Origin of the sequence: Polaribacter pectinis (assembly GCF_014352875.1) — a bacterium.
GTDB classification, from domain to species: domain Bacteria; phylum Bacteroidota; class Bacteroidia; order Flavobacteriales; family Flavobacteriaceae; genus Polaribacter; species Polaribacter pectinis.
Genome location: NZ_CP060695.1, coordinates 356,811 through 382,182, shown reverse-complemented (window position 1 = coordinate 382,182; position 25,372 = coordinate 356,811). Strand labels below are relative to the sequence as shown.

23 protein-coding genes and 1 tRNA gene are annotated in these 25,372 nt (G+C 30.3%); 21 read left to right on the top strand and 3 right to left on the bottom strand.

The genetic code is table 11. From position 1 onward, the window contains the following. Nucleotides 1-54 precede the first annotated feature (54 nt). From H9W90_RS01835 to H9W90_RS01825, 3 genes are read left to right on the top strand one after another with little or no spacing between them, the layout of a single operon-like run. The gene (locus H9W90_RS01835; protein ID WP_187482779.1) at nucleotides 55-1,014 is read left to right on the top strand and encodes a M20/M25/M40 family metallo-hydrolase; all 960 of its coding nucleotides are present in this window, start codon (nucleotides 55-57) and stop codon (nucleotides 1,012-1,014) included. A gap of 24 nt (nucleotides 1,015-1,038) precedes the next feature. After that, nucleotides 1,039-1,431 carry a hypothetical protein gene (locus H9W90_RS01830; protein ID WP_187482778.1) on the top strand — a complete coding sequence of 131 codons (393 nt, stop codon included), beginning with the start codon at nucleotides 1,039-1,041 and terminating at the stop codon, nucleotides 1,429-1,431. Nucleotides 1,432-1,484: 53 nt separating this feature from the next. Next, nucleotides 1,485-1,931 (top strand): KTSC domain-containing protein, encoded by a 447-nt coding sequence (locus H9W90_RS01825; RefSeq protein ID WP_088353130.1) that lies wholly within the window; start codon nucleotides 1,485-1,487, stop codon nucleotides 1,929-1,931. A 93-nt stretch (nucleotides 1,932-2,024) separates the two neighbouring features. On the opposite strand, the gene trxB is transcribed toward H9W90_RS01825, so the two are convergent. From trxB to H9W90_RS01810, 3 genes are all read right to left on the bottom strand, one after another. Beyond that, complete coding sequence (trxB, locus tag H9W90_RS01820) at nucleotides 2,025-2,972, bottom strand: thioredoxin-disulfide reductase (RefSeq protein WP_187482777.1); 948 nt, start codon at nucleotides 2,970-2,972, stop codon at nucleotides 2,025-2,027. Between the two features lie 122 nt (nucleotides 2,973-3,094). Next, entirely contained in the window at nucleotides 3,095-3,532 is a 438-nt protein-coding gene (locus tag H9W90_RS01815; protein WP_187482776.1) for a c-type cytochrome, read from the bottom strand. A gap of 10 nt (nucleotides 3,533-3,542) precedes the next feature. Continuing rightward, nucleotides 3,543-4,631, bottom strand: a complete 1,089-nt coding sequence (locus tag H9W90_RS01810) for a PQQ-dependent sugar dehydrogenase (RefSeq protein ID WP_187482775.1) — start codon at nucleotides 4,629-4,631, stop codon at nucleotides 3,543-3,545. An 85-nt stretch (nucleotides 4,632-4,716) separates the two neighbouring features. Between H9W90_RS01810 and H9W90_RS01805 the strand changes: the two genes are divergently transcribed. The 18 genes from H9W90_RS01805 (at nucleotide 4,717) to H9W90_RS15510 (ending at nucleotide 25,258) form a co-directional block, all read left to right on the top strand. Beyond that, nucleotides 4,717-4,791, top strand: a tRNA-Pro gene (locus H9W90_RS01805). 231 nt (nucleotides 4,792-5,022) lie between these two features. Beyond that, a complete protein-coding gene (locus H9W90_RS01800; RefSeq protein ID WP_088353011.1) occupies nucleotides 5,023-6,279 on the top strand; it encodes a site-specific integrase in 1,257 nt (418 codons plus the stop codon). 82 nt (nucleotides 6,280-6,361) lie between these two features. Continuing rightward, nucleotides 6,362-6,778 carry an HYC_CC_PP family protein gene (locus tag H9W90_RS01795; RefSeq protein WP_187482774.1) on the top strand — a complete coding sequence of 139 codons (417 nt, stop codon included), beginning with the start codon at nucleotides 6,362-6,364 and terminating at the stop codon, nucleotides 6,776-6,778. Nucleotides 6,779-6,889: 111 nt separating this feature from the next. Continuing rightward, complete coding sequence (locus H9W90_RS01790; protein ID WP_187482773.1) at nucleotides 6,890-10,597, top strand: efflux RND transporter permease subunit; 3,708 nt, start codon at nucleotides 6,890-6,892, stop codon at nucleotides 10,595-10,597. Beyond that, complete coding sequence (locus tag H9W90_RS01785; protein WP_187482772.1) at nucleotides 10,594-11,811, top strand: TolC family protein; 1,218 nt, start codon at nucleotides 10,594-10,596, stop codon at nucleotides 11,809-11,811. The genes H9W90_RS01790 and H9W90_RS01785 overlap by 4 nt, the downstream gene beginning before the upstream one ends. A gap of 1 nt (nucleotide 11,812) precedes the next feature. After that, nucleotides 11,813-12,370, top strand: coding sequence for a helix-turn-helix domain-containing protein (locus H9W90_RS01780; RefSeq protein WP_187482771.1), 558 nt, complete (start codon nucleotides 11,813-11,815; stop codon nucleotides 12,368-12,370). Nucleotides 12,371-12,445: 75 nt separating this feature from the next. Next, on the top strand, nucleotides 12,446-14,794 hold the full coding sequence (locus tag H9W90_RS01775) for a multicopper oxidase domain-containing protein (RefSeq protein WP_187482770.1): 2,349 nt from the start codon (nucleotides 12,446-12,448) through the stop codon (nucleotides 14,792-14,794). 44 nt (nucleotides 14,795-14,838) lie between these two features. Next, entirely contained in the window at nucleotides 14,839-15,447 is a 609-nt protein-coding gene (locus tag H9W90_RS01770; protein ID WP_187482769.1) for a DUF3347 domain-containing protein, read from the top strand. Then, nucleotides 15,448-15,900 (top strand): heme-binding domain-containing protein, encoded by a 453-nt coding sequence (locus tag H9W90_RS01765; RefSeq protein WP_187482768.1) that lies wholly within the window; start codon nucleotides 15,448-15,450, stop codon nucleotides 15,898-15,900. Between the two features lie 260 nt (nucleotides 15,901-16,160). Continuing rightward, nucleotides 16,161-16,718 (top strand): potassium channel family protein, encoded by a 558-nt coding sequence (locus tag H9W90_RS01760; RefSeq protein WP_187482767.1) that lies wholly within the window; start codon nucleotides 16,161-16,163, stop codon nucleotides 16,716-16,718. A gap of 20 nt (nucleotides 16,719-16,738) precedes the next feature. Then, nucleotides 16,739-17,230 (top strand): YybH family protein, encoded by a 492-nt coding sequence (locus H9W90_RS01755; RefSeq protein WP_187482766.1) that lies wholly within the window; start codon nucleotides 16,739-16,741, stop codon nucleotides 17,228-17,230. Between the two features lie 6 nt (nucleotides 17,231-17,236). Beyond that, complete coding sequence (locus H9W90_RS01750; RefSeq protein WP_187482765.1) at nucleotides 17,237-18,070, top strand: universal stress protein; 834 nt, start codon at nucleotides 17,237-17,239, stop codon at nucleotides 18,068-18,070. Nucleotide 18,071: 1 nt separating this feature from the next. Next, nucleotides 18,072-19,421, top strand: a complete 1,350-nt coding sequence (locus H9W90_RS01745) for an APC family permease (protein ID WP_187482764.1) — start codon at nucleotides 18,072-18,074, stop codon at nucleotides 19,419-19,421. 12 nt (nucleotides 19,422-19,433) lie between these two features. Further along, nucleotides 19,434-21,911, top strand: coding sequence for a heavy metal translocating P-type ATPase (locus H9W90_RS01740; RefSeq protein ID WP_187482763.1), 2,478 nt, complete (start codon nucleotides 19,434-19,436; stop codon nucleotides 21,909-21,911). Between the two features lie 2 nt (nucleotides 21,912-21,913). Beyond that, complete coding sequence (locus H9W90_RS01735; protein WP_187482762.1) at nucleotides 21,914-22,624, top strand: PepSY domain-containing protein; 711 nt, start codon at nucleotides 21,914-21,916, stop codon at nucleotides 22,622-22,624. An 11-nt stretch (nucleotides 22,625-22,635) separates the two neighbouring features. Beyond that, nucleotides 22,636-24,405 (top strand): efflux RND transporter periplasmic adaptor subunit, encoded by a 1,770-nt coding sequence (locus tag H9W90_RS01730; protein WP_187482761.1) that lies wholly within the window; start codon nucleotides 22,636-22,638, stop codon nucleotides 24,403-24,405. Between the two features lie 30 nt (nucleotides 24,406-24,435). After that, nucleotides 24,436-24,834, top strand: a complete 399-nt coding sequence (locus H9W90_RS01725) for a heavy-metal-associated domain-containing protein (protein WP_187482760.1) — start codon at nucleotides 24,436-24,438, stop codon at nucleotides 24,832-24,834. Nucleotides 24,835-24,946: 112 nt separating this feature from the next. After that, nucleotides 24,947-25,258 carry a DUF6660 family protein gene (locus H9W90_RS15510; RefSeq protein ID WP_367890063.1) on the top strand — a complete coding sequence of 104 codons (312 nt, stop codon included), beginning with the start codon at nucleotides 24,947-24,949 and terminating at the stop codon, nucleotides 25,256-25,258. Nucleotides 25,259-25,372 lie beyond the last annotated feature (114 nt).

The window sequence follows — 25,372 nt, the reverse complement described above, 5'->3', positions numbered from 1 at the left end:
TTTTATCAAAATAAATTATATAAAACATTTATCTTCGTTTAAAATAAAATAATTATGAAAACTAAATTCTTGTTACTAACTTTATTTACAACCATATTTATTGGCTGTAATTCACCTAAAAACAATCAATTTGATAAAGATATGCTTTTAGAAAGCATTAAAATCTTATCTCACGATTCTTTGGAAGGAAGAGGTTTCTCTAAAGCTGGAAATTACAAAGCTCAAAAATTTATCGCTAAAAGATTCGAAGAAATAAGTTTAGAAAAAATGTTTGACGATTCTTACATTCAAGAGTTTCCTTATACATTTTCAGGTAAAAGAAGATTGAGAATGTTTCCAATAGCTGGAATTGAAAAAGATGCAGAAAACATTTCTGACACAACAGTTATTGGTGGAAATGTAATTGGAAAAATTTCTGGAAAAATTGACAAAACAATAGTAATTACTGGGCATTTAGATCATTTAGGCGTTAAAAATGGAGAAATTTACAATGGCGCAGATGACGATGCTTCTGGAACTGCTGCTTTGTTTGCAATTGCTTCTTATTTCAAAAAAAACAAACCAAAACATACGTTGGTTTTTGCTGCTGTAGATGCTGAAGAAATTGGTTCTTTAGGTGCAGATTATTTCTTAAAAAACTATACTGACAAACAAAATATCGTTTTAAATATTAATATGGATATGATAGCTCATAACGATTCTTTGCAATTATATGCATCTGGTTTGCATCATTATCCGCAGTTGAAAGAACCGCTTCAAAATATAGAATCTCCAATAACTTTGTTGTTCGGACATGACAACCCTACTGATAAATCAAAAGACGATTGGACGTTTTCTTCTGATCACAGAATTTTTCATAAAGAGAAAATTCCGTTTATTTATTTTGGTGTAGAAGACCATAAAGATTATCATAAAGCAACTGATACTTTTGAAAACATCAACCAAGATTTTTATGTAGATGCTGTAAAATTGATTATTAAAGCGATTGAAAATTATGATTCATTTTTAGAATAAAATCAATATTTTAAAATTTTAACTATGAAAAATACCATTACAAAAGGTTTTATTTTATCTGGATTGTCGAATATTGTTGCTGTTTTAATCCTATCAAGATTTTTTACGAACGAATTTATTCCGAAATACGACAATGTAGTAATGTCTAATTTTGGTTTATTAATGATTATTGTTTGGGGTTTTGCTTATATTTCTGTAGCTAAAAGTTATTCGAAAGTAAAATGGTTGGTGGCTGTTTTTGCTGTTGAAAAACTAATTTATGCGATTATTTGGGCTCTTTGGAGATTAAAGAATGATGTTTCTCCAATTTTCGACGAAGATATAATGGCTGGAATCTTCTATTCTATTTACGGAATTAACGATATTATTTTCTTTTTCTTCTTTTCGTACGTTTTTATAAAACTATCTAAAAAATAAATAGCTAATCTCTTTTTTATCAGTACTTTTGCACGCAATTTGAAAACAACGAAATGAAGCGCATAAAACAATACAAAAAACTTTTTAACGTAGAAGGAGCTATCGATTTAAAAGATCTTAAAAAAACCTACAGAGGTTTAGTTAAAGAATGGCATCCTGATAAATTTTTAGAAGAAGACAAAAAAGAGGAAGCAGAAATTAAAAGTACAGAAATTATTGATGGTTACCACTTTTTAGTAAGTATTGCTCCTGAAACAAAAGAAGCAAATTTAGATGCTTACAAAAAGACAATTACAGAGTTTCAAGTAGCAGATTGGCATCATAAAAGCATGTTGTTAGAAGTTACTTTTACAGATGGAAATTCTTACGAATACTTTGGTGTAAGTAAAATTTTATTCGGAAAATTTGTAAATGCAAAATCTATGAATAACTTCGGTAAAAGAAATATTTTTAATTCTTTTACTTACAGAAAATCTATGAAAGCTTCTGTAAACGCTTAATTATAAATTTCTATTGAATAGAAATTACTCAAATAAAAAAAGAGATTACTTTAAAAGTAATCTCTTTTTTTATTGCTTTCAAGTTTAAGAAACCTACTCCAAAGCTCCTAAATAACGTTCTGCATCTAAAGCAGCCATACAACCTGTACCTGCTGCAGTTACTGCTTGTCTGTATTCTTTATCTTGGATATCTCCAGCAGCAAAAACTCCTGGTAAATTCGTTTTTGTCGTTTTTCCTTTCGTAATTAAATAACCTGTTTCGTCCATATCTAAAACTCCTTTAAACAAGTCGGAATTTGGTGTATGTCCAATCGCAATAAAAACTCCAGTTACAGGAATATCATGCGTTTCTTTTGTCTGGTTATTTATTGCTCTAACACCTTCCACTACATTTGTACCTAAAACTTCGTCTATTTCAGTATTATATAAAACTTCAATATTTTTAGTTTTATTTACTCTATGCTGCATCGCTTTAGATGCTTTCATATAATCTTTACGAACCAAAATGGTTACTTTACTACAAATGTTTGCTAAATAAGTTGCTTCTTCTGCAGCAGTATCTCCTGCTCCAACCACTACTACATCTTGTCCTTTATAGAAAAATCCGTCGCAAGTTGCACATGCAGAAACACCTCCACCAATTAAACGTTGTTCACTTTCTAATCCTAAATATTTTGCAGTTGCTCCTGTAGAAATAATTACAGTTTCTGCCTCAATATGTTTGTTTTCGTCCACAATAATTTTGTGAATTCCACCAACTTCTTCGCTTAAATCTACTTTTGTAACCAATCCAAAACGAACTTCTGTTCCAAAACGTTCTGCTTGTTTTTTTAGATCTTCCATCATGGCAGTTCCATCTGTACCTTCAGCATAACCTGGAAAATTATCAACTTCTGTAGTCGTTGTTAATTGACCTCCCATTTGCATTCCTGTATACATTACTGGTTTCATATCTGCTCTTGCTGCATAAATAGCCGCTGTGTAACCTGCAGGTCCTGAACCAATAATTAAGCATTTTATTTTTTCTATATTTTCTGACATAATTAGTATTGAAAAATTTGATTACAAATCTATATTTTTAGATTTATTTATGCCACTTTTCCCTATGAATAATTATAATTAGTTAATAACAAAAACTTATAGATTGTTTATAATGAAGTAAATTACTCTTTAGAAATTTTTTCGACTTCTTTTTCAGTAATCATTTTATCGTTTTTATTTCCCCAAGAATTGGTAATATAATTCATTACATCTGCAACCTCATCATTGTCTAAACCTGGTTTAGACATTCTTTTATTATACCGAATACCATTAACAGTTATTTTACCTTTCATTCCATATTTAACTGCACGAATACTAGCTTCTCTATTTTCCATTAAATAGTCTGATTTTGCCAAGGGTGGATATATTTTAACCTTGCCTTCTCCAGATGGTAAATGACAAACTTTACACATATCAGCATAAATCATTTTCCCTCTTTTTATACTCTGTTTAAACACTAACTCTTGCTCTTCTTTAGATACATTTTTACAAGAACTACCACCTATAATTAGGCTTAAAAAAATTAAACAAACAAATGCTAAAAGAAAATTATTCTTCATTTTATAAATATTACGGATTAATTCTTACAATTCCAACACCTTCAATTCCAGCATATAAATAGCCATCATTACCTTGCTCCAAAGAACGAACTCTTCCCAATCCTTCTAAAATTTTCTCTTCGTTTATCACTTTTCCGTCTTTTAATGTACAGTTAGAAATATATTGAAACTTTAGTGAGCCAACTAATAAATTACCTTTCCAATTCGGATATTTATCAGAATTTACAAAAGCCATTCCACTTGGCGCAATCGATGGTGTCCAATAATGTAAAGGTTGTTCCATGCCTTCTTTTTTAGTGATTTCTGTAAATTTTGATCCTGAATAATTAACTCCATAACTAATTACTGGCCAACCATAATTTTTTCCTTTTTTTATAATATTTATTTCATCACCACCTTTTGGACCATGTTCATGAGACCAAATTTCGTTCGTAAACGGATTTATTTCCATTCCTTGAGGATTCCTATGTCCGTAACTAAAAATTGCTTTTTTAGCATTCTCTTCATTTACAAACGGATTGTCTTCAGGAATTGTTCCATCGTCATTTAATCTATAAATTTTACCACCATCTCTGGTAATATCTTGCGGATTCTCATCTCTATTTCCTCTATCTCCAACACTAAAATACACACGATTTTGTGCATCAAAAACAATTCGAGAGCCAAAATGTTGTCCCTTTCTACTATTTGGTGTTGCTTTGTATAAAACTTTTTTGTTGATGAGTTTATTATCCTTCAATTCGGCACTCATTAAAGCAGTATTTGCTCCTTTTCCTTCACCTTCAGAGGAAGCATATGTAAAATAAACTCGATTATTTTCTTTAAAATTTGGATGCAATTCTATATCTAACAAACCTCCTTGACCACGCAACGTAACTTCTGGCATTCCTTTAATTTCAATCTTTTTTCCATCTTTAAAATGAATTAAATGTCCTTCTTTTTCAGTAATTAATATTGAATTGTCTGGCAAGAAAGTAAATCCCCATGGAATATCGATATCCGTAATAATAATTTCATAGGTTTTATCTTTTGATTCTTGTGAATAACAAGAAGAAAACAACATTAAAAAACTGATTAATAAGAGATAAGAATATTTCATTTTAAATCGAAATTAAATTATAAAAATTTAATACAATATATAAATATTATTCTATCTTTGCAGTCCTTAAATTGATGACTATTTTCGGGGTGTAGCGTAGCCCGGTCATCGCGCCTCGTTTGGGACGAGGAGGTCGCAGGTTCGAATCCTGCCACCCCGACTAAAAGTAATACCAATAGAAACTAAAACCTTGTAAATCGTATGATTTACAAGGTTTTGTAGTTTTTAGGCTATCATAAGAATTGAATCAAAATGATTTAATTCGGTTAACAATTCGGTTCACACTTTTAAAAACCAAAAGTGTGAACCGAATGAAAACTTAAAAATCTGTAATTGAAATAGTTGATTTGACTTTCGTCTTAAATGAATGTTTAATTAAAAGACGACAACTATGCAACCACAAACCAATTTCAACCTATTATTCTGGGTTAATGCTTCACGTGCTAAAAATAATCTTGTTTCAGTTTACGCAAGAATAACAGTAAATGGTAAAAGAGCTAATATTAGCCTAAAAAGAAAAGTAACAGTTTCTGAATGGAATTCTAACAAAGGAAGAGCTAGGGGAACTAAACAAGATTCTCGATTATTAAATCGTTATTTAGATAATGTAAAAAATAGAATCTATGAAGCCCATCAAGAATTAGTAAAAGAAAAAGCTTTCATTTGTTCTCAAAGTATCAAAGCTCGTTTTTTAGGAGAAGATAATGAAGAATACTCATTACTAACATTAGTTGATTATCATAACACCCAAATGAGTGAATCTTTAACCTACGGTACTTTAAAAAATTACTTTACAACTCAAAAATACATCAAGTTATTTTTAACAAAGAAAAGGAAAATTCAAGATGTCTATTTATCACAATTAACGTATCGTTTTATAGTTGACTTTGAAAAGTTCCTTCGCTCTTATGCTCCTGAAGACCATCAAAAACAAATGGAAAACAATACAGTTATGAAACATATTCAAAGACTTCGTAAAATGGTAACATTAGCTTATAAAATGGAATGGATTGAAAAAGACCCTTTCATAAAGTTCAAGCCTACTTATATTAAAAATGAACGTGAATTTTTAAGAGAAGATGAGCTGCAAGATATTATAGAAAAAGAATTTAGCATAGAAAGATTAACCCTAGTCAAAGATTTGTTTATTTTTAGTTGTTATACTGGCTTATCATATATTGATGTTATGCAATTAAATGAGGATAATATTGCTTTAGGAATAGATGGTGGTAGGTGGATTATTACTTACAGACAAAAAACACATAATAAAGTAAAAATACCTCTACTACCAATAGCAGAAATGTTAATTAACAAATATAATGGTCACATTAAAACTAAGAAAACTAGAACGCTATTTCCTAACATTTCAAATCAAAAATTAAATTCTTATTTGAAAGAAATTGCAGATTTATGTAGAATAAAGAAAAACCTTACATTCCATATTGCTAGACATACTTTTGCCACTACTATTACCTTAAGCAATGGTGTTCCAATAGAAACTGTTTCAAAATTATTAGGACATACTAAAATTGCTACTACTCAAATTTATGCTAAAGTTATCGAAAGAAAAGTTAGTGATGATATGGCTTCATTAAGAAATAAATTAGAAAAATCAGTGTATAAAGATTACAAGTCTCAAAATCAATAAATAGTCAAACAAAGTGAGTTGTTCTTTTTTTTAACATAAAATTTAATCTTTTTTATTTCATTATTGTACCTTTGTGGTTAGAATGAAAGAATTTTCTCATAAAATATTAGCTATTTTAATGTCGTTTGTAGTTTTATTTTCTACAACTTCATTTGCAATCACAAAACATTATTGTGGTGATACCCTTGTGGATACAGCTATTTTTGAAAAAGCCACTTCTTGTGGTATGGAAGTTCAAAACACATCTTCTTTGTCTGATTGTTCCAGTTTAAAAATAGACTGTTGCAGTGATCAACAAATTGTAAAAAATGCTCAAGATGAACTTCAATCTTCAGTAGATAAAATTTCTTTTGAGCAAAAAGTGTTTATTGCTTCATTCATTTATTCTTATATAAACTTATTTGAAGGTTTAGATAAAAATGTATCTTCTTTTGAAGAATACGTCCCACCTATCGTCACGAATCAAATCTACAAGATTGACGAGAGTTATTTAATTTGATTTTTAAACAATAGACCGTATTGTCCTATAACTGCATAGTTATAAGGATAATTTGTTGTATTCGGTGTTTTTTCCAAACACCATTGTCTAATTGTTTAATTATCAAAACAAATGATAAATAAAAGTATAAAATTTTTAATAGAAAATAAACTCGTAGCAGTTCTATTACTTATTCTTTTTATAGGATGGGGAACTGTAAATGCGCCTTTTAATTGGGACACAGGATTTTTACCAAGTAACCCTGTTGCTGTTGATGCCATTCCCGATATTGGCGAAAATCAACAAATAGTATTTACCAAATGGGATGGTCGTTCTCCCCAAGATATTGAAGACCAAATTACCTATCCACTAACAACTTCATTATTAGGTATACCAGGAGTAAAAACCATACGTAGCTCTTCTATGTTTGGCTTCTCTAGTATCTATATCATTTTTGAAGAAGATATTGAGTTTTACTGGAGTCGAAGTCGAATTCTAGAAAAACTAAATTCATTACCTAGCGGATTATTACCCGAAGGTGTAAACCCTGCTTTGGGTCCAGATGCAACAGGTTTAGGTCAAATATTTTGGTACACCTTGGAGGGTCGTGATGAAAAAGGAAATGTTACTGGTGGTTGGGATTTACAAGAGTTACGTAGTATTCAAGACTACTATGTAAAATATGCTTTATCATCTGCCAGTGGAGTTTCTGAAGTAGCTTCTATTGGAGGATATGTAAAGGAATATCAAGTTGATGTCAATCCTGAATTAATGAGACAGTATAATATCACTTTAAGTCAAGTGGTAAAAGCTGTAAAACAAAGTAATAAAGATATTGGTGCTCAAACGTTAGAAATCAATCAAGCTGAATATTTAGTTCGTGGTTTAGGCTATGTAAAATCAATCTCAGATATTGAAAATGCAGTAGTAACTTCAGAAAACTTTACGGCTATAAAAATTAAAGATATAGGAAAAGTTTCCTTAGGTCCTGCAACTCGTAGAGGATTATTAGACAAGGAAGGTGCTGAGGTTGTTGGTGCTGTTGTAGTAGCAAGGTATGGAGCAAATCCTATGGAAGTTATTAATAACGTTAAAGAAAAAATTAACGAATTAAGTGCAGGTTTACCTTCTAAAGTGTTAGCAGATGGTAGAACCTCACAAGTAACTATTGTTCCATTTTATGATAGAACAGAACTAATCCAAGAAACCTTAGGAACGTTAAACGAAGCTTTAACATTAGAAATTCTAATAACAATTTTGGTGATTATGATTATGGTTTTTAATCTTCGAGCTTCAATTCTAATATCTGGCCTACTTCCTGTTGCTGTGTTAATGGTATTTATTGCGATGAAACTTTTTAATGTAGATGCAAATATTGTAGCACTTTCAGGTATTGCAATTGCTATTGGAACGATGGTTGATGTCGGCGTCATACTTTCAGAAAATATTATTCGTCACCTAGATGAAGATGATGGAACACTACCCATAAATACAGTTGTTTATAATGCAACCGCAGAAGTTTCTGGTGCGATTATTACAGCAGTAATGACAACAATTATCAGTTTCATACCTGTATTTACAATGATTGGTGCAGAAGGAAAACTTTTCCGACCATTAGCATTTACAAAAACCTTTGCTTTAACGGCTTCTATAATTGTTGCCTTATTTTTAATTCCACCTTTTGCAGCATTTTTATTCAGAAAGAAAACCGTGAAAAAGAGTTTTAATTATATAGTAAATAGCATCCTAATAATTGTCGGTTTTATAGCGATGTTATATGGCTATTGGTTAGGAATTATCTTAATAGGGTTTGGAATTACTGGAGTTTTAAAACTTCAAGAAAAAATAAATGAAAAGAAAGCAAACCTTGTTAATATCATTATTTCTGTTTCAGCAATTGTAATTCTATTAGCAGAATATTGGAGACCATTAGGAGTTGATAAAAGTATCTTTTGGAACCTCATTTTTGTAAGTATTATTTGTTTTGGTTTACTAGGTCTTTTCTCATTATTCATAAAGTTTTATACCCGTATTTTAAAGTGGTGTTTAGATCATAAATTATTATTCTTATCTGTTCCTACTGCTATCGTAATTGCAGGTGTTTTCATTATGAAAAATACAGGTAAAGAATTTATGCCATCATTAAATGAAGGTTCATTTCTTTTAATGCCAACTTCAATGCCTCATTCTGGTGTTGAAGAGAATAAAAGAGTATTGCAACAATTAGATATGGCTGTTGCAACTATTCCAGAAATAAAAACGGTTGTTGGTAAATCAGGTAGAACAGAATCTGCTTTAGACCCTGCTCCATTATCAATGTATGAAAACGTTATTCAATACAAATCAGAATACGCATTGAATGAGAACGGAAAAAGACAACGATATAAAGTAAATGAAGAAGGTTTATTCGCTTTAAAAAATGGTCAATTCATAGCAAACCCAAACAATTCTGAGAATACTACTTTCAGTAGTATTAAAAGCTCTCAATTAGTTGAAGATAATGATGGGGAATTTTATAGAAACTGGCGTCCAAAAATTGAATCACCTGATGATATTTGGAAAGAAATTGTTAGAGTAACAAAACTTCCTGGTGTTACTTCTGCTCCAAAATTACAACCTATTGAAACACGTTTGGTAATGTTACAAACTGGTATGCGTGCACCAATGGGAATAAAAGTAAAAGGGCAAGATTTAAAACAAATTGAAGATTTTGGCATTCAATTGGAAGATATTTTAAAGCAAGCTGAAGGTGTTAAACAAGAAGCCGTTTTTGCAGATCGTATTGTTGGTAAACCTTATTTATTGATTGATATAGATAGAGAGAAAATAGCACGTTATGGTATTACTATTGAAGAAGTCCAAAACGTTCTTAAAGTAGCTGTTGGTGGTATGGTATTAACCCAAACTGTTGAAGGTAGAGAACGTTATGGTATTCGTGTTCGATATCCTAGAGAATTACGTGGCAATCCAGAAGATTTAAAACAAATTTACATACCTGTTGCAAAAGGAAGTTCTATTCCATTAAGTGAAGTTGCTACTATTAGATATGAACAAGGACCACAAGTAATTAAAAGTGAAGATACTTTTTTGGTAGGTTATGTTTTATTTGACAAGTTAGATGGTTTTGCAGAGGTAAACGTAGTAGAAAATGCACAAGCACTAATTCAAGAAAAAATAGATAATGGTGAGCTAATTGTACCAAAAGGTATTAACTACAAATTCACAGGAACCTATGAAAATCAATTAAGAGCAGAAGAAACATTGTCTGTAGTTGTTCCTCTTGCGTTAGCAATTATATTTCTGATTTTGTATTTCCAGTTTCGTTCAGTCGGAACATCTTTAATGGTTTTTACAGGTATTGCAGTTGCTTTTGCAGGTGGTTTTATAATGATATGGCTATATGGTCAAGGTTGGTTTTTAAACTTTAATTTTTTTGGTGAGAATCTACGAGAACTATTCCAAATGCACCCAATTAATTTGAGTGTAGCCGTTTGGGTAGGTTTTATAGCCCTGTTTGGTATTGCTACGGATGATGGTGTTGTAATGGCAACATACCTAACTCAAATTTTTGATAGAGATACACCTAAAAACAAAAAAGAAATTAGAGCATCTATTGTAGAAGCTGGAGAAAAAAGAATCAGACCTTGTTTGATGACTACAGCTACAACAATCTTAGCATTATTACCCGTTTTAACCTCAACAGGTCGTGGTAGTGATATTATGATTCCTATGGCTATTCCAAGTTTTGGAGGAATGTTAATTGCTCTAATTACCTTATTTGTTGTTCCTGTACTATACAGCTGGAAAGCTGAAATTCAACTTAAAAAATCAGCAAAATGAAACATATAAAAATTTTAATATTCGTTCTATTTGTTTCTGTGTCTGTAAAAGCACAACAGTTAGAAAGCCTTATAGAAATAGCATTGGCCAATAATCCAGAAATTCAAAAATTTGAATTGAGGTATAAAATTGCTTCAGAAAAAATAAATGAAGTGAATACAATTCCGAATACTGAATTTGGTGTAGGTTATTTTGTTAGTGAACCAGAAACAAGAACAGGTGCTCAACGCTTTAAGGTATCTGCAAAGCAAATGATACCTTGGTTTAACACGATTGCTGCTCGTGAGAATTATGTAGGTTCATTAGCCAAAGCAAAGTATGAAGATATTGTAATTGCAAAGCGCAAATTAATGACTTCTGTATCACAATCGTATTACAATTTGTATGCTAACAAAGCGAAACAAAAAGTATTGATAGAAAATATAGAATTATTAAAAACCTACGAAACATTAGCTTTAACATCGGTTGAAGTTGGTAATGCTTCTGTAGTTGATGTTTTAAGATTACAAATGCGTCAAAACGAATTGCAGCAATTACTAGATGTTTTGATTCAACAATTTATTGCAGAACAGACTGTTTTTAACAAACTCTTAAATCGTGAGAAAGCAGTAAAAGTTACTGTTATTAATGAGTTAACAATTCCTTCAGAATCTTTTGAGGATAATTCGAAAGTTTTGGAGTTACATCCAGAGTTATTAAAATTCGATAAGCTTTATTATTCTGTAGAACAATCTGAATTGTTAAACCAAAAAGAGAGCAGTCCAATGATTGGTTTTGGATTAGATTATATAAATGTAGAAAAACGCCCAAATTTAGATTTTGGCGACAATGGTAAAGATATTATAATGCCAATGGTGTCTATATCAATTCCAATATTCAACAACAAATACAAATCGAAAACAAAACAAAATCTATTACAACAGGAAGAGATATTATCACAAAAGCAAGAACGTCTTAATAAACTTATAACTCGTTTAGATAAAGCTGTTAATGATAGAGTTTCAGCTCGTATTAGTTACAAAACACAATCAAAAAATTTAAAACAAGCAAAAAATGCTCAGGACATTCTAATGAAGAGCTACGAAACAGGAAAAATAGATTTCAATGATGTTTTAGACATTCAGGAATTGCAATTAAAGTTTCAACTAAATCAAGTAGAGTCTATTAGAAAATATTACATACAATCAACAATTATTAATTATTTAACAAATTAAGATGATGCAAACATTAAATATAAAAAATATGGTTTGTAATCGTTGTAAAACAGTTGTTAGTCAAACATTTAATAATGAAGGGTTTCAGGTTTTATCTATAGAACTTGGTAAAGTAGTATTTGAAGAAAATATAAACAACAATTTTATCAAACTTGAAGGAGCATTAAAAAAAGAAGGTTTTGAACTTATAAAAGAGACTTCTGTAGAACTGATTGAAAAAATTAAAATTGCACTTATTAAGCATATAGATATAAATGATACAGATTATATACTTTCTGAATTAGCAAATGAATTGGGGAAAACCTATTCTTTTTTGAGTAAGTCTTTTAGTAAATCCGAAGGCATAACACTTGAGAAATATTTTATAAACCTTAAAATTGAAAAAGTAAAAGAATACATACAGTTAAATCAATTAAATTTCTCTGAAATAGCATACAGTTTAAATTATAAAAATAGCAGTCATTTGGCTAAACAATTTAAAAATAGCACAGGAATTACAATGACAGATTATAAAAAATTACAAACTTGGAATAGAAAACCTTTAGACCAAATTGTATAAATATGAACCATAATTAGAATAATACACCTTTTTGTTCTGTAGTAACTTTGATTACTTATAATAATGAATAATAAAATGAAAACTAAAATAATTTCAATTTTTCTTATTGCTTTAACTACCATTGTTTTTGCTCAAGAGAAACAAGCAACAGAAGGAAATATAAATAACCTTCCAGTAAGAGAACACACAATAACTTTGCGTGAAGCAACTGTAAATAAAGCTGGTAAAGACGTTATGGGAATGACTGTAAACGGAACAATTCCTGGTCCAACTTTAGAGTTTACAGAAGGAGAATATGCTGTTATTTATGTAAAAAATGAAATGAGTGTAGAAACCTCTGTGCATTGGCACGGCCTTTTATTGCCAAATTTTTATGATGGTGTTCCATACTTAAATACACCACCTATAGAACCTGGGCATACACAGAAATACGAATTTCTAATAAAACAATCTGGTACTTATTGGTATCATTCTCACACGATGTTACAAGAACAAAGTGGTGTTTATGGTTCCATTGTTATTCAACCTAAAGAAAAAGTCTTAGACTATGACAAGGAGTTAGTCTTGATGTTATCTGATTGGACAAATGAAAAACCAATGAGCGTGCTTCGAAATTTAAAACGAGGTAATGAATGGTATGGTATTAAAAAAGGTACATCTACACCGCTAAATAAAGTCATAGCTCGTGGTGCATTTGGTGCACAGCTTAATTTTTGGAGACAACGTATGCAAGGAGCAGATATAGCAGATTTATATTACCCAGATTTTTTAATTAATGGAGAAGAAAGCATTGAGTACCCAGAATTTAAGCCAGGAGAAAAAGTAAGATTACGAATTATTGATGGAGGGGCTTCAACTTCTTTTTGGATGACCTTTGGTGGTCAAGATCCACTATTAGTTTCTGCGGATGGATTAGATGTCGTACCTGTTAAAAAGAATAAAACATTTATAGCCATTGCAGAAGCTTATGATTTTATTGTAACCATTCCAGTTGAAGGAAAAATAGAATTCAGAATTACAGCACAAGATGGTTCTGGAACAGCATCCGCATTTTTGGGTACTGGTAAAGTTTTAAAAGCACAAGAAATTCCGAAGCCAGACAAAATTGGAATGATGATAAAAATGGCTAAAATGGATATGAAAATGGGTGCACACGCATTAAAATATCGTCCAAATAAAGATGAACGTTTTAAAATGAAGGATGAATATGGTATGCAGATGGATAAAATGAAAGGAATGAAAATGGATAGAGAAATGAAGATGGATCATTCCAAAATGTCTGGGATGGATATGAACAAACCAAAAGACACAATAGCAATGAGTAAAATGAACCATTCTAATATGACAGGAATGGGTATGAAAAAAGAGAATACTATGCCAGCAATGAAAATGGAAGAAATGGATTTATTTGCTGAATATAATTACGATTATTTGAAGTCGCCAGAGAAAACCAACTACGATAAAAATGTTCCTGTAAAAGAAGTTCTATTGAACCTTACAGGAAATATGAATCGTTATATCTGGAGTATGAATGGTGTTCCGTTATCTGAAGCTGATAATATCAAAATAAATAATAAAGAGGTAACAAGAATTACGTTCAATAACCTTACAATGATGCACCATCCAATGCATTTACACGGTCACTTTTTTAGAGTATTGAATGAAAATGGAGATTATTCACCATTAAAGCACACAGTAAATGTGCCACCAATGCAAAAAGTAACTTTAGAGTTTTATGGAAATAATGGCGATGAAGCTGGCGACTGGTTTTTCCACTGCCATATTCTTTACCATATGATGGGTGGTATGGCAAGAGTAATGTCTTATGACACACCAAGAGACCCACGAATGGATGAATTTCCAGCTTCAAAAATTATCGCAGAAACAGATAAATGGTATTCTTGGGGATTGGCAGATATTGCTTCAAATAACACAGCAATTAACTTAACAACATCTAATTTAAGAAATCAATTTAATGCATCTTTCGAATACGGATGGAACAAAAATTTGGAAGGAGAATTTACTTATGAACGCTATCTACACGATTATTTAAGAGTATTTGGTGGGGTAAATATAGAAAATGAAACACGTGGTAGTTTAGATAAATTAAATACTACAGCAGTTGTTGGTCTTCGTTATTTAACACCTTACTTATTCAATTTAGATGTTAGAGTAGATAATAAATTAAGACCAAGAATTGGATTAGGAAGAAGTATAATGATTTTTCCTAAACTGTCTGTTTTCGGTTATTATGAATATCAAATAGATTTAGGTTTTGTTGACACTTTACCAACAAATAAAGATTTCACTTCAGAAACAGTTTGGAGCGCAGGAGCAGAATATATGCTATCAAGAAATTTCTCTTTAATGGCGAGTTACGACAATCGTTTTGGTGCAGGTGGTGGATTGTCATTACGATTTTAAGAATGAATAGTAATAAATCAATTATAAATTTAAAACCAATAAAAATGAAAACAGTAAGAACAACAACAGCAATTTTAGCAGTAGTGTTAATAACATTTACAGCAGTTTCTTGTAAAAACAACAAGAAAGAACAAATTAAAAAAGAAGAGAATCATTCAAAAATGAAGCATGATAATAGTGACGGCCATCATGATGGAGAGAAAAAAGAAATGACTATGAATGGCAATGAAAAAGGAAACTCTGAAGCAATTTTAACCGCTTATTTTAATTTAAAAGATGCATTAGTTTCTGATGATGAAGCAAAAGCAAAAGAACTTGGTGCTTCATTAGAAAAAAAATTAGAAAATTTAGATATTTCTAAATATACTGATGCTCAAAAATTAGAATTAAAAGATATTATTAAAGATGCAAAAGAACATGCAGAGCATATTTCTAAAAGTCCGATAGCACATCAAAGAGAGCACTTTAAAGTTTTAAGTAAAGACATGATAGATATAGTTGCTATAACTGGTACTTCTAATAAATTATATGAGCAATATTGTCCAATGTACGATAAAGGAAGTGCTTGGTTAAGTATGAATGAAGAAGTGCGTAACCCTTATTATGGGAGCAAAATGCTAAAATGCGGAAAAGTACAAAGAGAAATTAACTAAATGAAAACTGTTAAAATCATATTGTTGATTTTATTGGTCGCTTTTGTGGGAATTCAATTTGTACCCACAGAACGCAACCAAACTGATATTGTACCAGTAACCGATTTTATGTTGGTAAATAATGTGCCAAATAATATAAAAAACAAGTTGCAAGTATCTTGTTATGATTGCCATAGTAACAACACTAAATACCCTTGGTATAATAAAATACAACCAATTGCTTGGTTTTTAGAAGAACATATTAAAGATGGCAAAAAAGAATTAAATTTTAGTGAATGGGGTTCTTTAACAAATCGGAGAAAAGTCAGCAAATTACGATCAATTATTAAACAAATAGAAAGCGGAGAAATGCCATTAAATTCTTACACGTTAATTCATAAAGATGCAAAATTCTCAAGCGAAGAAACGAATGAAATAATCAATTTTATCGCCCAATTAAAAGATAATTTATAAAAATAAAAAAATAGTAAAAGATACTTGAACTTGAGAGAAAGTCTTATTTTTTTTTGGTTGATTGGATACGGTCTAACTCTCATTTTTGGGTATTATTTTAATAAGAGATTAAAATGAAAGAATGTTGTAAAAACGGTTTTCAAGACACCGAAAAAAAGTCTAATATAAAAAATGGTTCAATTATATAGTATATATAATACTATTTTTAATAGTTGGTGGTGCATTGGTACTTCAATTATTTAGTTAATAAATAAATTAAAATGCCTAAAGAAAACACTGTAGAAAAATCTAAAAGCACAGACTTTTACAAACAACTATTTAAAAAAGTAATACTTACTACCAGTATAGTTATTGCTTCATCTTTAAGTTATACCTTATGGATTGTTGTAGATTCTGACAGTATATTTCTACCTTTTTTAATTGTTAGTTTGGCATTTTTTAAAACCATTTTTATTGTAAAGTTAACTTTTACACAATTAAGCAAAATAATAGGAGAAAGTCATCAACTTACTCACGTTCTTACTTTATTTGGGATCTTATTTATTTTAATTGTGCTATCATTTTCAGCAGATTATCAGGCTTTATATGTATTAAATTCAGAAAATTTTAAATTTGAAACGATTCCAAATAACTCGTTTTTCTTACAATTTTTTGAGTTTTTGTATTTCAGTTTTATAACTTTTTCTTCTGTTGGATATGGAGATATTGTACCCATTTCTATAGCAGGAAAACTAATTGTTATTTTAGAAGTTGTTTTAAGCTTTTTCGTTTTAGTTTTTGGTATTTCAAAAATCAATAGAATCCATATAAACAAATAATCCTTTTTAAAACTTAAATTATGAAAGTACTTAAATTTATTACTCTATTAACTCTTTTCCTTTTAACAGTTAATCTTACGAATGCACAGGATACTTCTAATATTAAAGACAAAAAAGAAGTAAAATCCGTAATGAAAGCTTATAAAGATGCAATACAAAATTTAACAACAGAAGGCACTTTTGAACTTTTTACACCAGATGCTATCATATTTGAGCAAGGAAAATTAGAGGGTACATACAAAGAATACATATCGCATCATTTGGGGCCAGAATTAGGACATTTTAAAAGTTTTACTTTTTCTGATTATGCAATTCAGACAACTGTAAATTCTCCATACGCCTTTACAACTGAAAATTATATCTACACAATAGTTTTAAAAGCTAATAAAACCAAAAGCACAAAAGAACGAACTATTAAAAGTAAGGGAGTAGCTACATCAATATTGCAAAAAATAGATGGAAAATGGAAGATAATTCATTCTCACACCTCATTTAAAAAACTAAAAATCTAATTGATTATGAAAAACATTTTAGTTCCAACAGATTTTTCAGATAACTGTCAAAAAGCAGCACATTTAGCAATAAAAATGGCTGTTCTTTACAAGGCTGAAATTCATTTTCTACACCAACTACATACACCAGTAGATTGGGTGAAACTTAATAAAACTGATGAACATAATTACCCAGAAATACTTAAAAAAATTGGGAAAGCTAAAAACAGCCTAAGAGGATTAGATAAAGAAGCAGTAGATAAGGGGTTAACCTCTAGAACTTTTTTAGAATTCATCTCAGATAACAATGCTATCGCCACACATACGCACGATTTTCATCACGATTTTATAATAACTGGTAGTAAAGGAACAGAAAAAGGTTTTCTGAATGAAATTTTAGGTAGTAATGTCCAAAACATTATTCGTAAAGCACACGTGCCTATTTTGGTTGTGAAAGATGAAAAAGTAACATTCCCTTTTAAAAATATAGTCTTTGTTTCAGACTTCAACCTAGATGAGGTTAGTGCTTTTGAAAGGGTTTTGAATCTAGCAAAAAAAATCAATGCTAAGATTCATTTACTTCATATAAATACAGATTCAATTTCTAATAACATAAATAATGGATTACAATCCATAAAGAAATTTGTTAAACAATTTCCAAAATTAGAAAATTTTGAAATGCATATTTATAATTCATCTACTGTACTAGGTGGTATTGAAAATTTTGAAGAATCAAATGATGTGGATTTAATTGCAATGAATAGTCATATGAGGGATGGTGTTTTCAGTGTTTTTTCTAAAAGCATTGCAGAAAGCGTGACAAACCATTCAAAAAAACCGATAATCATAACACATCTTTAAAATGTTAAAAGAAAATACTCAAAAACTATCTTTATTAGGCTCTGTTTCGTTAGGTACAGGAGTAATGATTGGCGCTGGTATATTCGTGTTAATGGGGCAAATTGCAGAATTAGTAGGTGATTTGTTTCCAATCGCATTCATTGCAGGTGCAGTTGTAGTAGGTTTTAGTTCTTATTCTTATGTTAAGTTTTCAAATGCCTATCCATCTTCTGGTGGTGTCGCAAAATTTTTAACAAAAGCGTATGGGCCTGGAACTGCTGCTGGTTCTTTCTCTCTATTAATGTATATATCAATGGTGGTTGCAGAAAGTTTAGTTGCTGGTACTTTTGGCGCTTATACTTTACGTTTATTTCCACAAGAGTATGCTGGTTATGCATCCATATTAGGTGTAGTTCTTATTGGTACAGCTTATATCATAAATATTTCTGGTAATAAAATTATTGAAGCAACTGCTACTTTTACTGCAATTATTAAAATAGTGGGTATTGCATTGTTAGCAATTTCTGGATTGATTATTTCAGGCTTACCTACAATAACAGGAAATTATATACCAACCAATAGTCAACCATTACCCGAAGGATTTGGGTTTGTAGCTGCATTGGCACTATCAATTCTTGCTTTTAAAGGGTTTACAACGATTACAAATCAAGGAGGAGATATTAAAAATCCACACAAAAATGTTGGTCGCTCTATAATTATTTCAATTGCAGTTTGTACAATTATCTATGTTATTTTAGCATTATCAGTTGCAGGTGCATTAAGTATTGATGAAATTATTATAGCAAAAGATTATGCATTGGCAGCAGCTGCAAAACCAATATTTGGCGAATGGGGTTCTATTTTAACTATTTTTCTTGCAATTATTGCTACAGTTTCTGGAGTAATTGCTAGCGTTTATTCTGCTTCAAGAATGTTAGGAATGTTAAGTAAAATGAAACAAGTACCTAACCTAAATAGAATTAAAAATCTCAAAAACCCTGCGCTAATTTTTACGGTTTCTTTGGCAATACTTTTAACAATTCTATTCGACTTAACTCGAATAGCTTCTATTGGTGCTATCTTTTATCTAATAATGGATATTGCAATTCATTGGGGGCTTTTCAGGTACCTTAAAAAAGAAGTGAAATTTAATCCAATTATTCCAATAATAGCAATATTTATGGATATCGTTATTTTATCAGCATTCATTTATTTAAAATATGTAAACGATCCTTTTGTACTCATAGTAGCGGGTATAGGAATTGTTCTTGTTTTTCTTTTTCAATTTGTTTTTATGAAATCTCATACAGATAAAGATGGGAATATGCATATGGAAATGAAAATGGGTGATGAAGAAATGATGAAAATGTAAAACTTTAAAATTATGAAACATACATATAATATACAAGGAATGACTTGCAATGGTTGTAAAACCAATGTAGAAAATGCTTTAAGTACTCTAAAAGAGATTACAAAAGTAGAAGTATTTTTAAAAGAAAAAACAGTAGCTATAGAAATGTCTTCACATATTTCTTTAGAAAAATTACAAGAAACTTTATTGAATGCTGGGTTACATTATACAATTGAAATGCCTGGTCATAATAAGCATAAAGAAGTGAAATTTATAGAAGAAGGTAATGGTGTTTTTTATTGCCCTATGCATTGTGAAGATGATAAAACCTATAATTCTCAAGTAGGTTGCCCTGTTTGTGGGATGGATTTAGTAGAACAACCAAAACTACAAGTAACAACTGCATATACGTGTCCTATGCATTCTGAAATTATAAAGGATAAACCAGGAAATTGTCCTATTTGTGGAATGGATTTAGTCGCAATAGAACCTTCAGAAAACGAAGAAGATAAAACCTACCTAAAATTGCTTACCAAAATGAAAATTTCTGTACTATTTACAGTACCTATTTTCATAATTGCAATGGCAGATTTAATCCCAGGAAACCCATTAACAAAAATGTTTTCTCAATTTACTTGGAATTGGATTCAATTAATTTTATCTCTTCCTGTGGTATTTTATACTTGTTGGATGTTTTTCGAACGTGCCTATAAAAGTATAAAAACTTGGAACCTAAATATGTTTACTCTTATTGGAATAGGTACAGGAGTTGCTTGGTTATTCAGTTTAGTCGCAATGTTTTTTCCAGATGTATTTCCAGATCAATTTAAAACGGAAAGTGGTACAGTATTCGTCTATTTTGAAGCGACAACAGTAATTCTTACATTAGTTTTATTAGGTCAATTACTAGAGGCGAAAGCACATAGTCAAACTAGTGGTGCGATTAAAGAACTATTAAAACTAGCACCAACAGAAGCGACTTTAGTTACAGAATCAGGAGACGAAATCATCTCAATTCATAGTATTAAAAAAGGAGATTTACTTCGTGTAAAACCAGGAGATAAAATTCCGGTAGATGGTAAAATTACAGAAGGTCAGAGTAATATAGATGAATCTATGATAACTGGAGAACCTATTCCTGTGGATAAAAAAATAAATGATGCTGTAAGTTCAGGTACTATTAATGGTACAAAATCTTTTGTGATGATTGCAGAAAAAGTAGGGTCAGAAACCTTGTTATCTCAAATTATCCATATGGTAAACAATGCAAGTCGTTCAAGAGCTCCAATCCAAAAATTAGCAGATAAAATATCTAAATATTTTGTGCCAGTAGTTATTCTTGTTGCCACTATTACTTTTATCATTTGGCGTTATTTTGGACCAGAACCAGCAATGGTTTTTGCTTTTGTAAATTCTATTGCAGTATTAATTATTGCGTGTCCTTGTGCTTTAGGTTTGGCAACACCAATGTCAGTAATGGTAGGTGTGGGTAAAGGTGCACAAAATGGTGTCTTAATCAAAAATGCTGAAGCTTTAGAAAATTTAAATAAAGTAGATGTGTTAATTACTGATAAAACAGGAACAATAACAGAAGGTAAACCATCAGTAGAAAAAGTAATAAATACTGCTGGAGCATTTGATGAAAACTTATTACAAGGCATTGCTTCCTTAAACCAATACAGTGAGCATCCTTTGGCTGAAGCTATTGTGAATTTTGCAAAAGCAAAAAGTGTAAAACTGCTAGAATCAAAAGATTTTGAAGCTGTAATGGGTAAAGGTGTTATTGGTACAGTTAGAAATAAAAAAATTGCTCTTGGTAATAAAAAATTAATGGAATTAGTAAAAGCAAAAATCACTTCTGAATTTGATGCTAAAATTATTACAGAACAAGAACAAGGAAAAACAGTTTCTTACATAGCTATTAATCAAATTGTAGTGGGTTATGTTACCATAACAGATGCAATTAAAGCTACCAGTAAACAAGCAATAAGCGAATTACAAAGACAAGGTATTGAAGTAATTATGTTAACTGGCGATAATAAACGTACTGCAAAATATGTTGCGGATCAATTAAACTTGGCTAGTTTTCAAGCAGAATGTTTACCCGAAGACAAATTAAATGTCATTAAAGAATTACAATCTCAAGGTAAAATAGTTGCAATGGCTGGTGATGGTATTAATGACGCTCCTGCTTTGGCACAAGCTAATATTGGTATAGCAATGGGAACAGGTACAGATGTAGCCATAGAAAGTAGTGAAGTAACTTTAGTAAAAGGTGATTTACTAGGTATTGTTAAAGCAACAAACCTTGGTAAAGCAGTAATGAAAAACATCAAACAAAACCTGTTTTTTGCATTCATTTATAACATTTTAGGAGTGCCAGTTGCAGCAGGTTTATTATATCCAGTTTTTGGAATTTTACTATCACCAATGATTGCAGCAGCAGCTATGAGTTTTAGCTCTGTTTCTGTAATTGTAAACTCATTAAGGTTAAGAAATATTAAATTATAACAATGATAAACAGACAAGCCGCATTAAAAATTAGAAAGACACATCGTTATTTAGGATTGTTTTTAGGTATTCAATTTTTATTTTGGACGATTAGTGGTTTATATTTTAGTTGGACAGATATTGACGAAATTCACGGGGACCAATTTAAAAATTTAGAGTATCAATCAAAAGCATTTAATAATCTTATAAGTCCATCAGATTTAAAAATTCAAAATGGTATCAATACAATAGAACTGAGAGACATTAATAATTCTCCATATTATTGGATTAACAAAGAACAATTATACAATGCTATTGATGGTAGTTTAAAAACTAATATTACTAAAGACGAAGCTTTGTCTGTTGCTAAAAACTATATGAAAGATGGTTTAGAAGTAGTAGATATCAATTTAATTGATGAAACCGGAAAACATCACGAATACAGAGAAAAACTATTACCAGCTTATGTAATCTCTTACGCAAATGATGAAAGCATAAAAGCATATGTGTCCATAAAAGATGGGAAATTTCAAACAGTTAGACATCAAAGTTGGAGATGGTTTGATTTCTTATGGATGACCCACACAATGGATTATGAGGGTAGAGATAATTTTAATACTATCGTTTTAAGAGTCTTTTCACTTTTAGGATTAATCACAGTTTTAAGCGGGTTTTTACTCTGGTTTACCTCATCACCTACAATTAGAAAAATATTAAAAAAAACAAATAAATAATCAATTTAGAAATGAAAAAATACGCAATTTATATCGGAATATTAGCTATTGGTCTAGTATTAGGATGGATACTATTTGGTAATTCATCAACTCAGGAATCTGAGCACAATCATAATAAAACTGTAAAGACAAACCAAAAATGGACCTGCTCAATGCATCCTCAAATTATGAAATCAGAACCAGGAGATTGCCCAATTTGTGGTATGGATTTAATTCCTGCAGAAAGTAGTGCTGAAGGTTTATTAGCAGATCAATTTAAGTTATCAAATAATGCAATGGCTTTGGCAAACATTCAAACTTCATTGGTTGGTAATAGTAATCAGAAAGACAATTTTATAAAATTATCAGGTAAAATTGTAGAAAATGAAGAATCTAATGCTGTTCAAGTAAGTTATTTCTCGGGAAGAATAGAGAAATTAAATGTAAGTTTTACTGGTGAAAAAATTAATAAGGGGCAACTTTTGGCAACTATTTATTCTCCAGAATTATACGCTGCTCAACAAGAACTAATTACGGCTGCTAATTTAAAAGAATCACAACCTGAGCTATACAAGGCAGTTAAGAATAAATTAAAACTTTGGAAACTAAATGAAAAGCAGATAAACCAAATTGAAGCTTCAGGTAAAGTAATAAAGAACTTCCCTGTGTATGCAACAGTTTCCGGTACAGTTTCAGCAAAATTAGTAGAGCAAGGTGATTATATAAAACAAGGGCAACCACTTTTAAAGATTTCAAAACTAAGTACAGTTTGGGGTAATTTTGATGTGTATGAGAATCAAATAGACAACTTTAAGAAAGAGCAAGAAGTTGTGGTTACAACAAATGCCTATGCTAATGAAGAGTTTAATGGGAAAGTAGATTTTATAGACCCAATTTTAAATACCAAAACTAGAACTGTAACATTAAGAGTTGTTTTAAATAATAAGAAGAATAAGTTTAAACCAGGAATGTTTGTTGAAGCTAAAATTAAAAACAAAACTGGTAACAATAATAATGCTGTAAGCATACCTTCTTCTGCTGTTTTATGGACAGGAAAAAGATCTGTTGTTTATATAAAACCAGATACATCAAAGCCAGTTTTTGAAATGCGTGAAATTACGTTAGGGAAAAAACTAGGTGATAATTATGAAGTTTTAGAGGGCTTAAGTAATGGTGATGAAATAGTAACAAATGGTGTTTTCACTATTGATGCAGCAGCACAATTACAAGGTAAGAAATCGATGATGAATAAAGTGGGTGGTAAAGTAATGACAGGTCACGAAGGGCATCTAGGAATGGAAACTACGAAAACAAATAAAAAAGACCATTCTAAAATGGATGAGCGTATCAAAGTTTCAAAGATTTTTCAAAATCAGATAGAAATAGTATTTAATAGTTACATAAAATTAAAAGATGAATTGGTTAATGAGGATGCTAATAATGCAATGTTAACATCAAAAATAATATTAGAAAATATATCTAAAGTAGATATGAAACAATTAAAAGATAAGAATGCACATAATCATTGGATGACTATAGAAAAAGAAATAAAAGCGTCAGCCAATTCAATTTCAAAGAGTTCAGATATCAAAGTTCAAAGAGACCATTTTAAACACCTTTCCTCACATTTAATCAATACAATTAAATTATTTGGTATTAATAAAAAAGTCTTTGTAGAATTTTGCCCAATGGCAAATAATAATAAAGGAGCATATTGGTTAAGTAATGAAGAAAAAGTAATCAATCCATATTATGGTCAGGCAATGATATCCTGTGGTGAAGTAAAACAAATATTAGAGTAATAAAGTCAATTAATAATTAAATTTAAAACAATGAAAAAAGTAATTTTAAGTATGGTAGTTATTATAGCAATAGTTTTCACTAGCTGTAAAAACGAGGGTAAAAAGGATTCAAATACAAACAATATAGAAGCTTCTAGTAAAATGGCAATGAAAGAGATTTCTTTTGGTGTAAGAGGTAATTGTGGTATGTGTAAAAATACAATTGAGAAAGCAACAAATAATGTTGAAGGTGTTGCAACTGCAAATTGGGATAAAGATAAAAAGCAAATAAAAGTGTCTTTTGATGAAGGTAAAACAGATGTAATATCAATTCACAAAGCAATTGCAGCTTCTGGTTATGATACTGAAAAAGTTGAAGGAGATTTAAATGCTTATGAGGGTTTACCTGGTTGTTGTAAATACGATCATTCTATGGAAATGAATCAATAAAACTATTTAAAGAAGAAGTGCTTTTTTATAAAAAAGCACTTCTTCTAAAATTATTAGTTGAGCTTTATTATTTGCACAACCATTGCATTAATTTATTTATATCTTTGCTACAATGAAATATTTAACCTTCATATTATCAATTTATATTTTAGCACTTAATTTAGCACCTTGCGAAGATTATACTGCGCTTGATAATGAGGTTCAAACAGAAATTTCACAGGTAACCGACAGTAATCATCAACATCAAGGTTCAGACTTATGCTCTCCTTTTTGCATATGTCAATGTTGCCACATTAGTACAATAAATTTTAAATTCGTAGACGTAAATATTAATACATCCTACTTTTCTACACAAGATTTTTTCTACCAAAACGGTACAGAAAAAGAATTTACTACTTCAATTTTACAGCCACCAAGGGCGTAATTCAGTTTTTCACAGGATAATTATATCCAATTTAGAACCTAAGGGTTCTTTTCATATCGTATAACTCTAATTTTTATTACGAATTATATCGAAAAGTTTAACTGAATTAACACA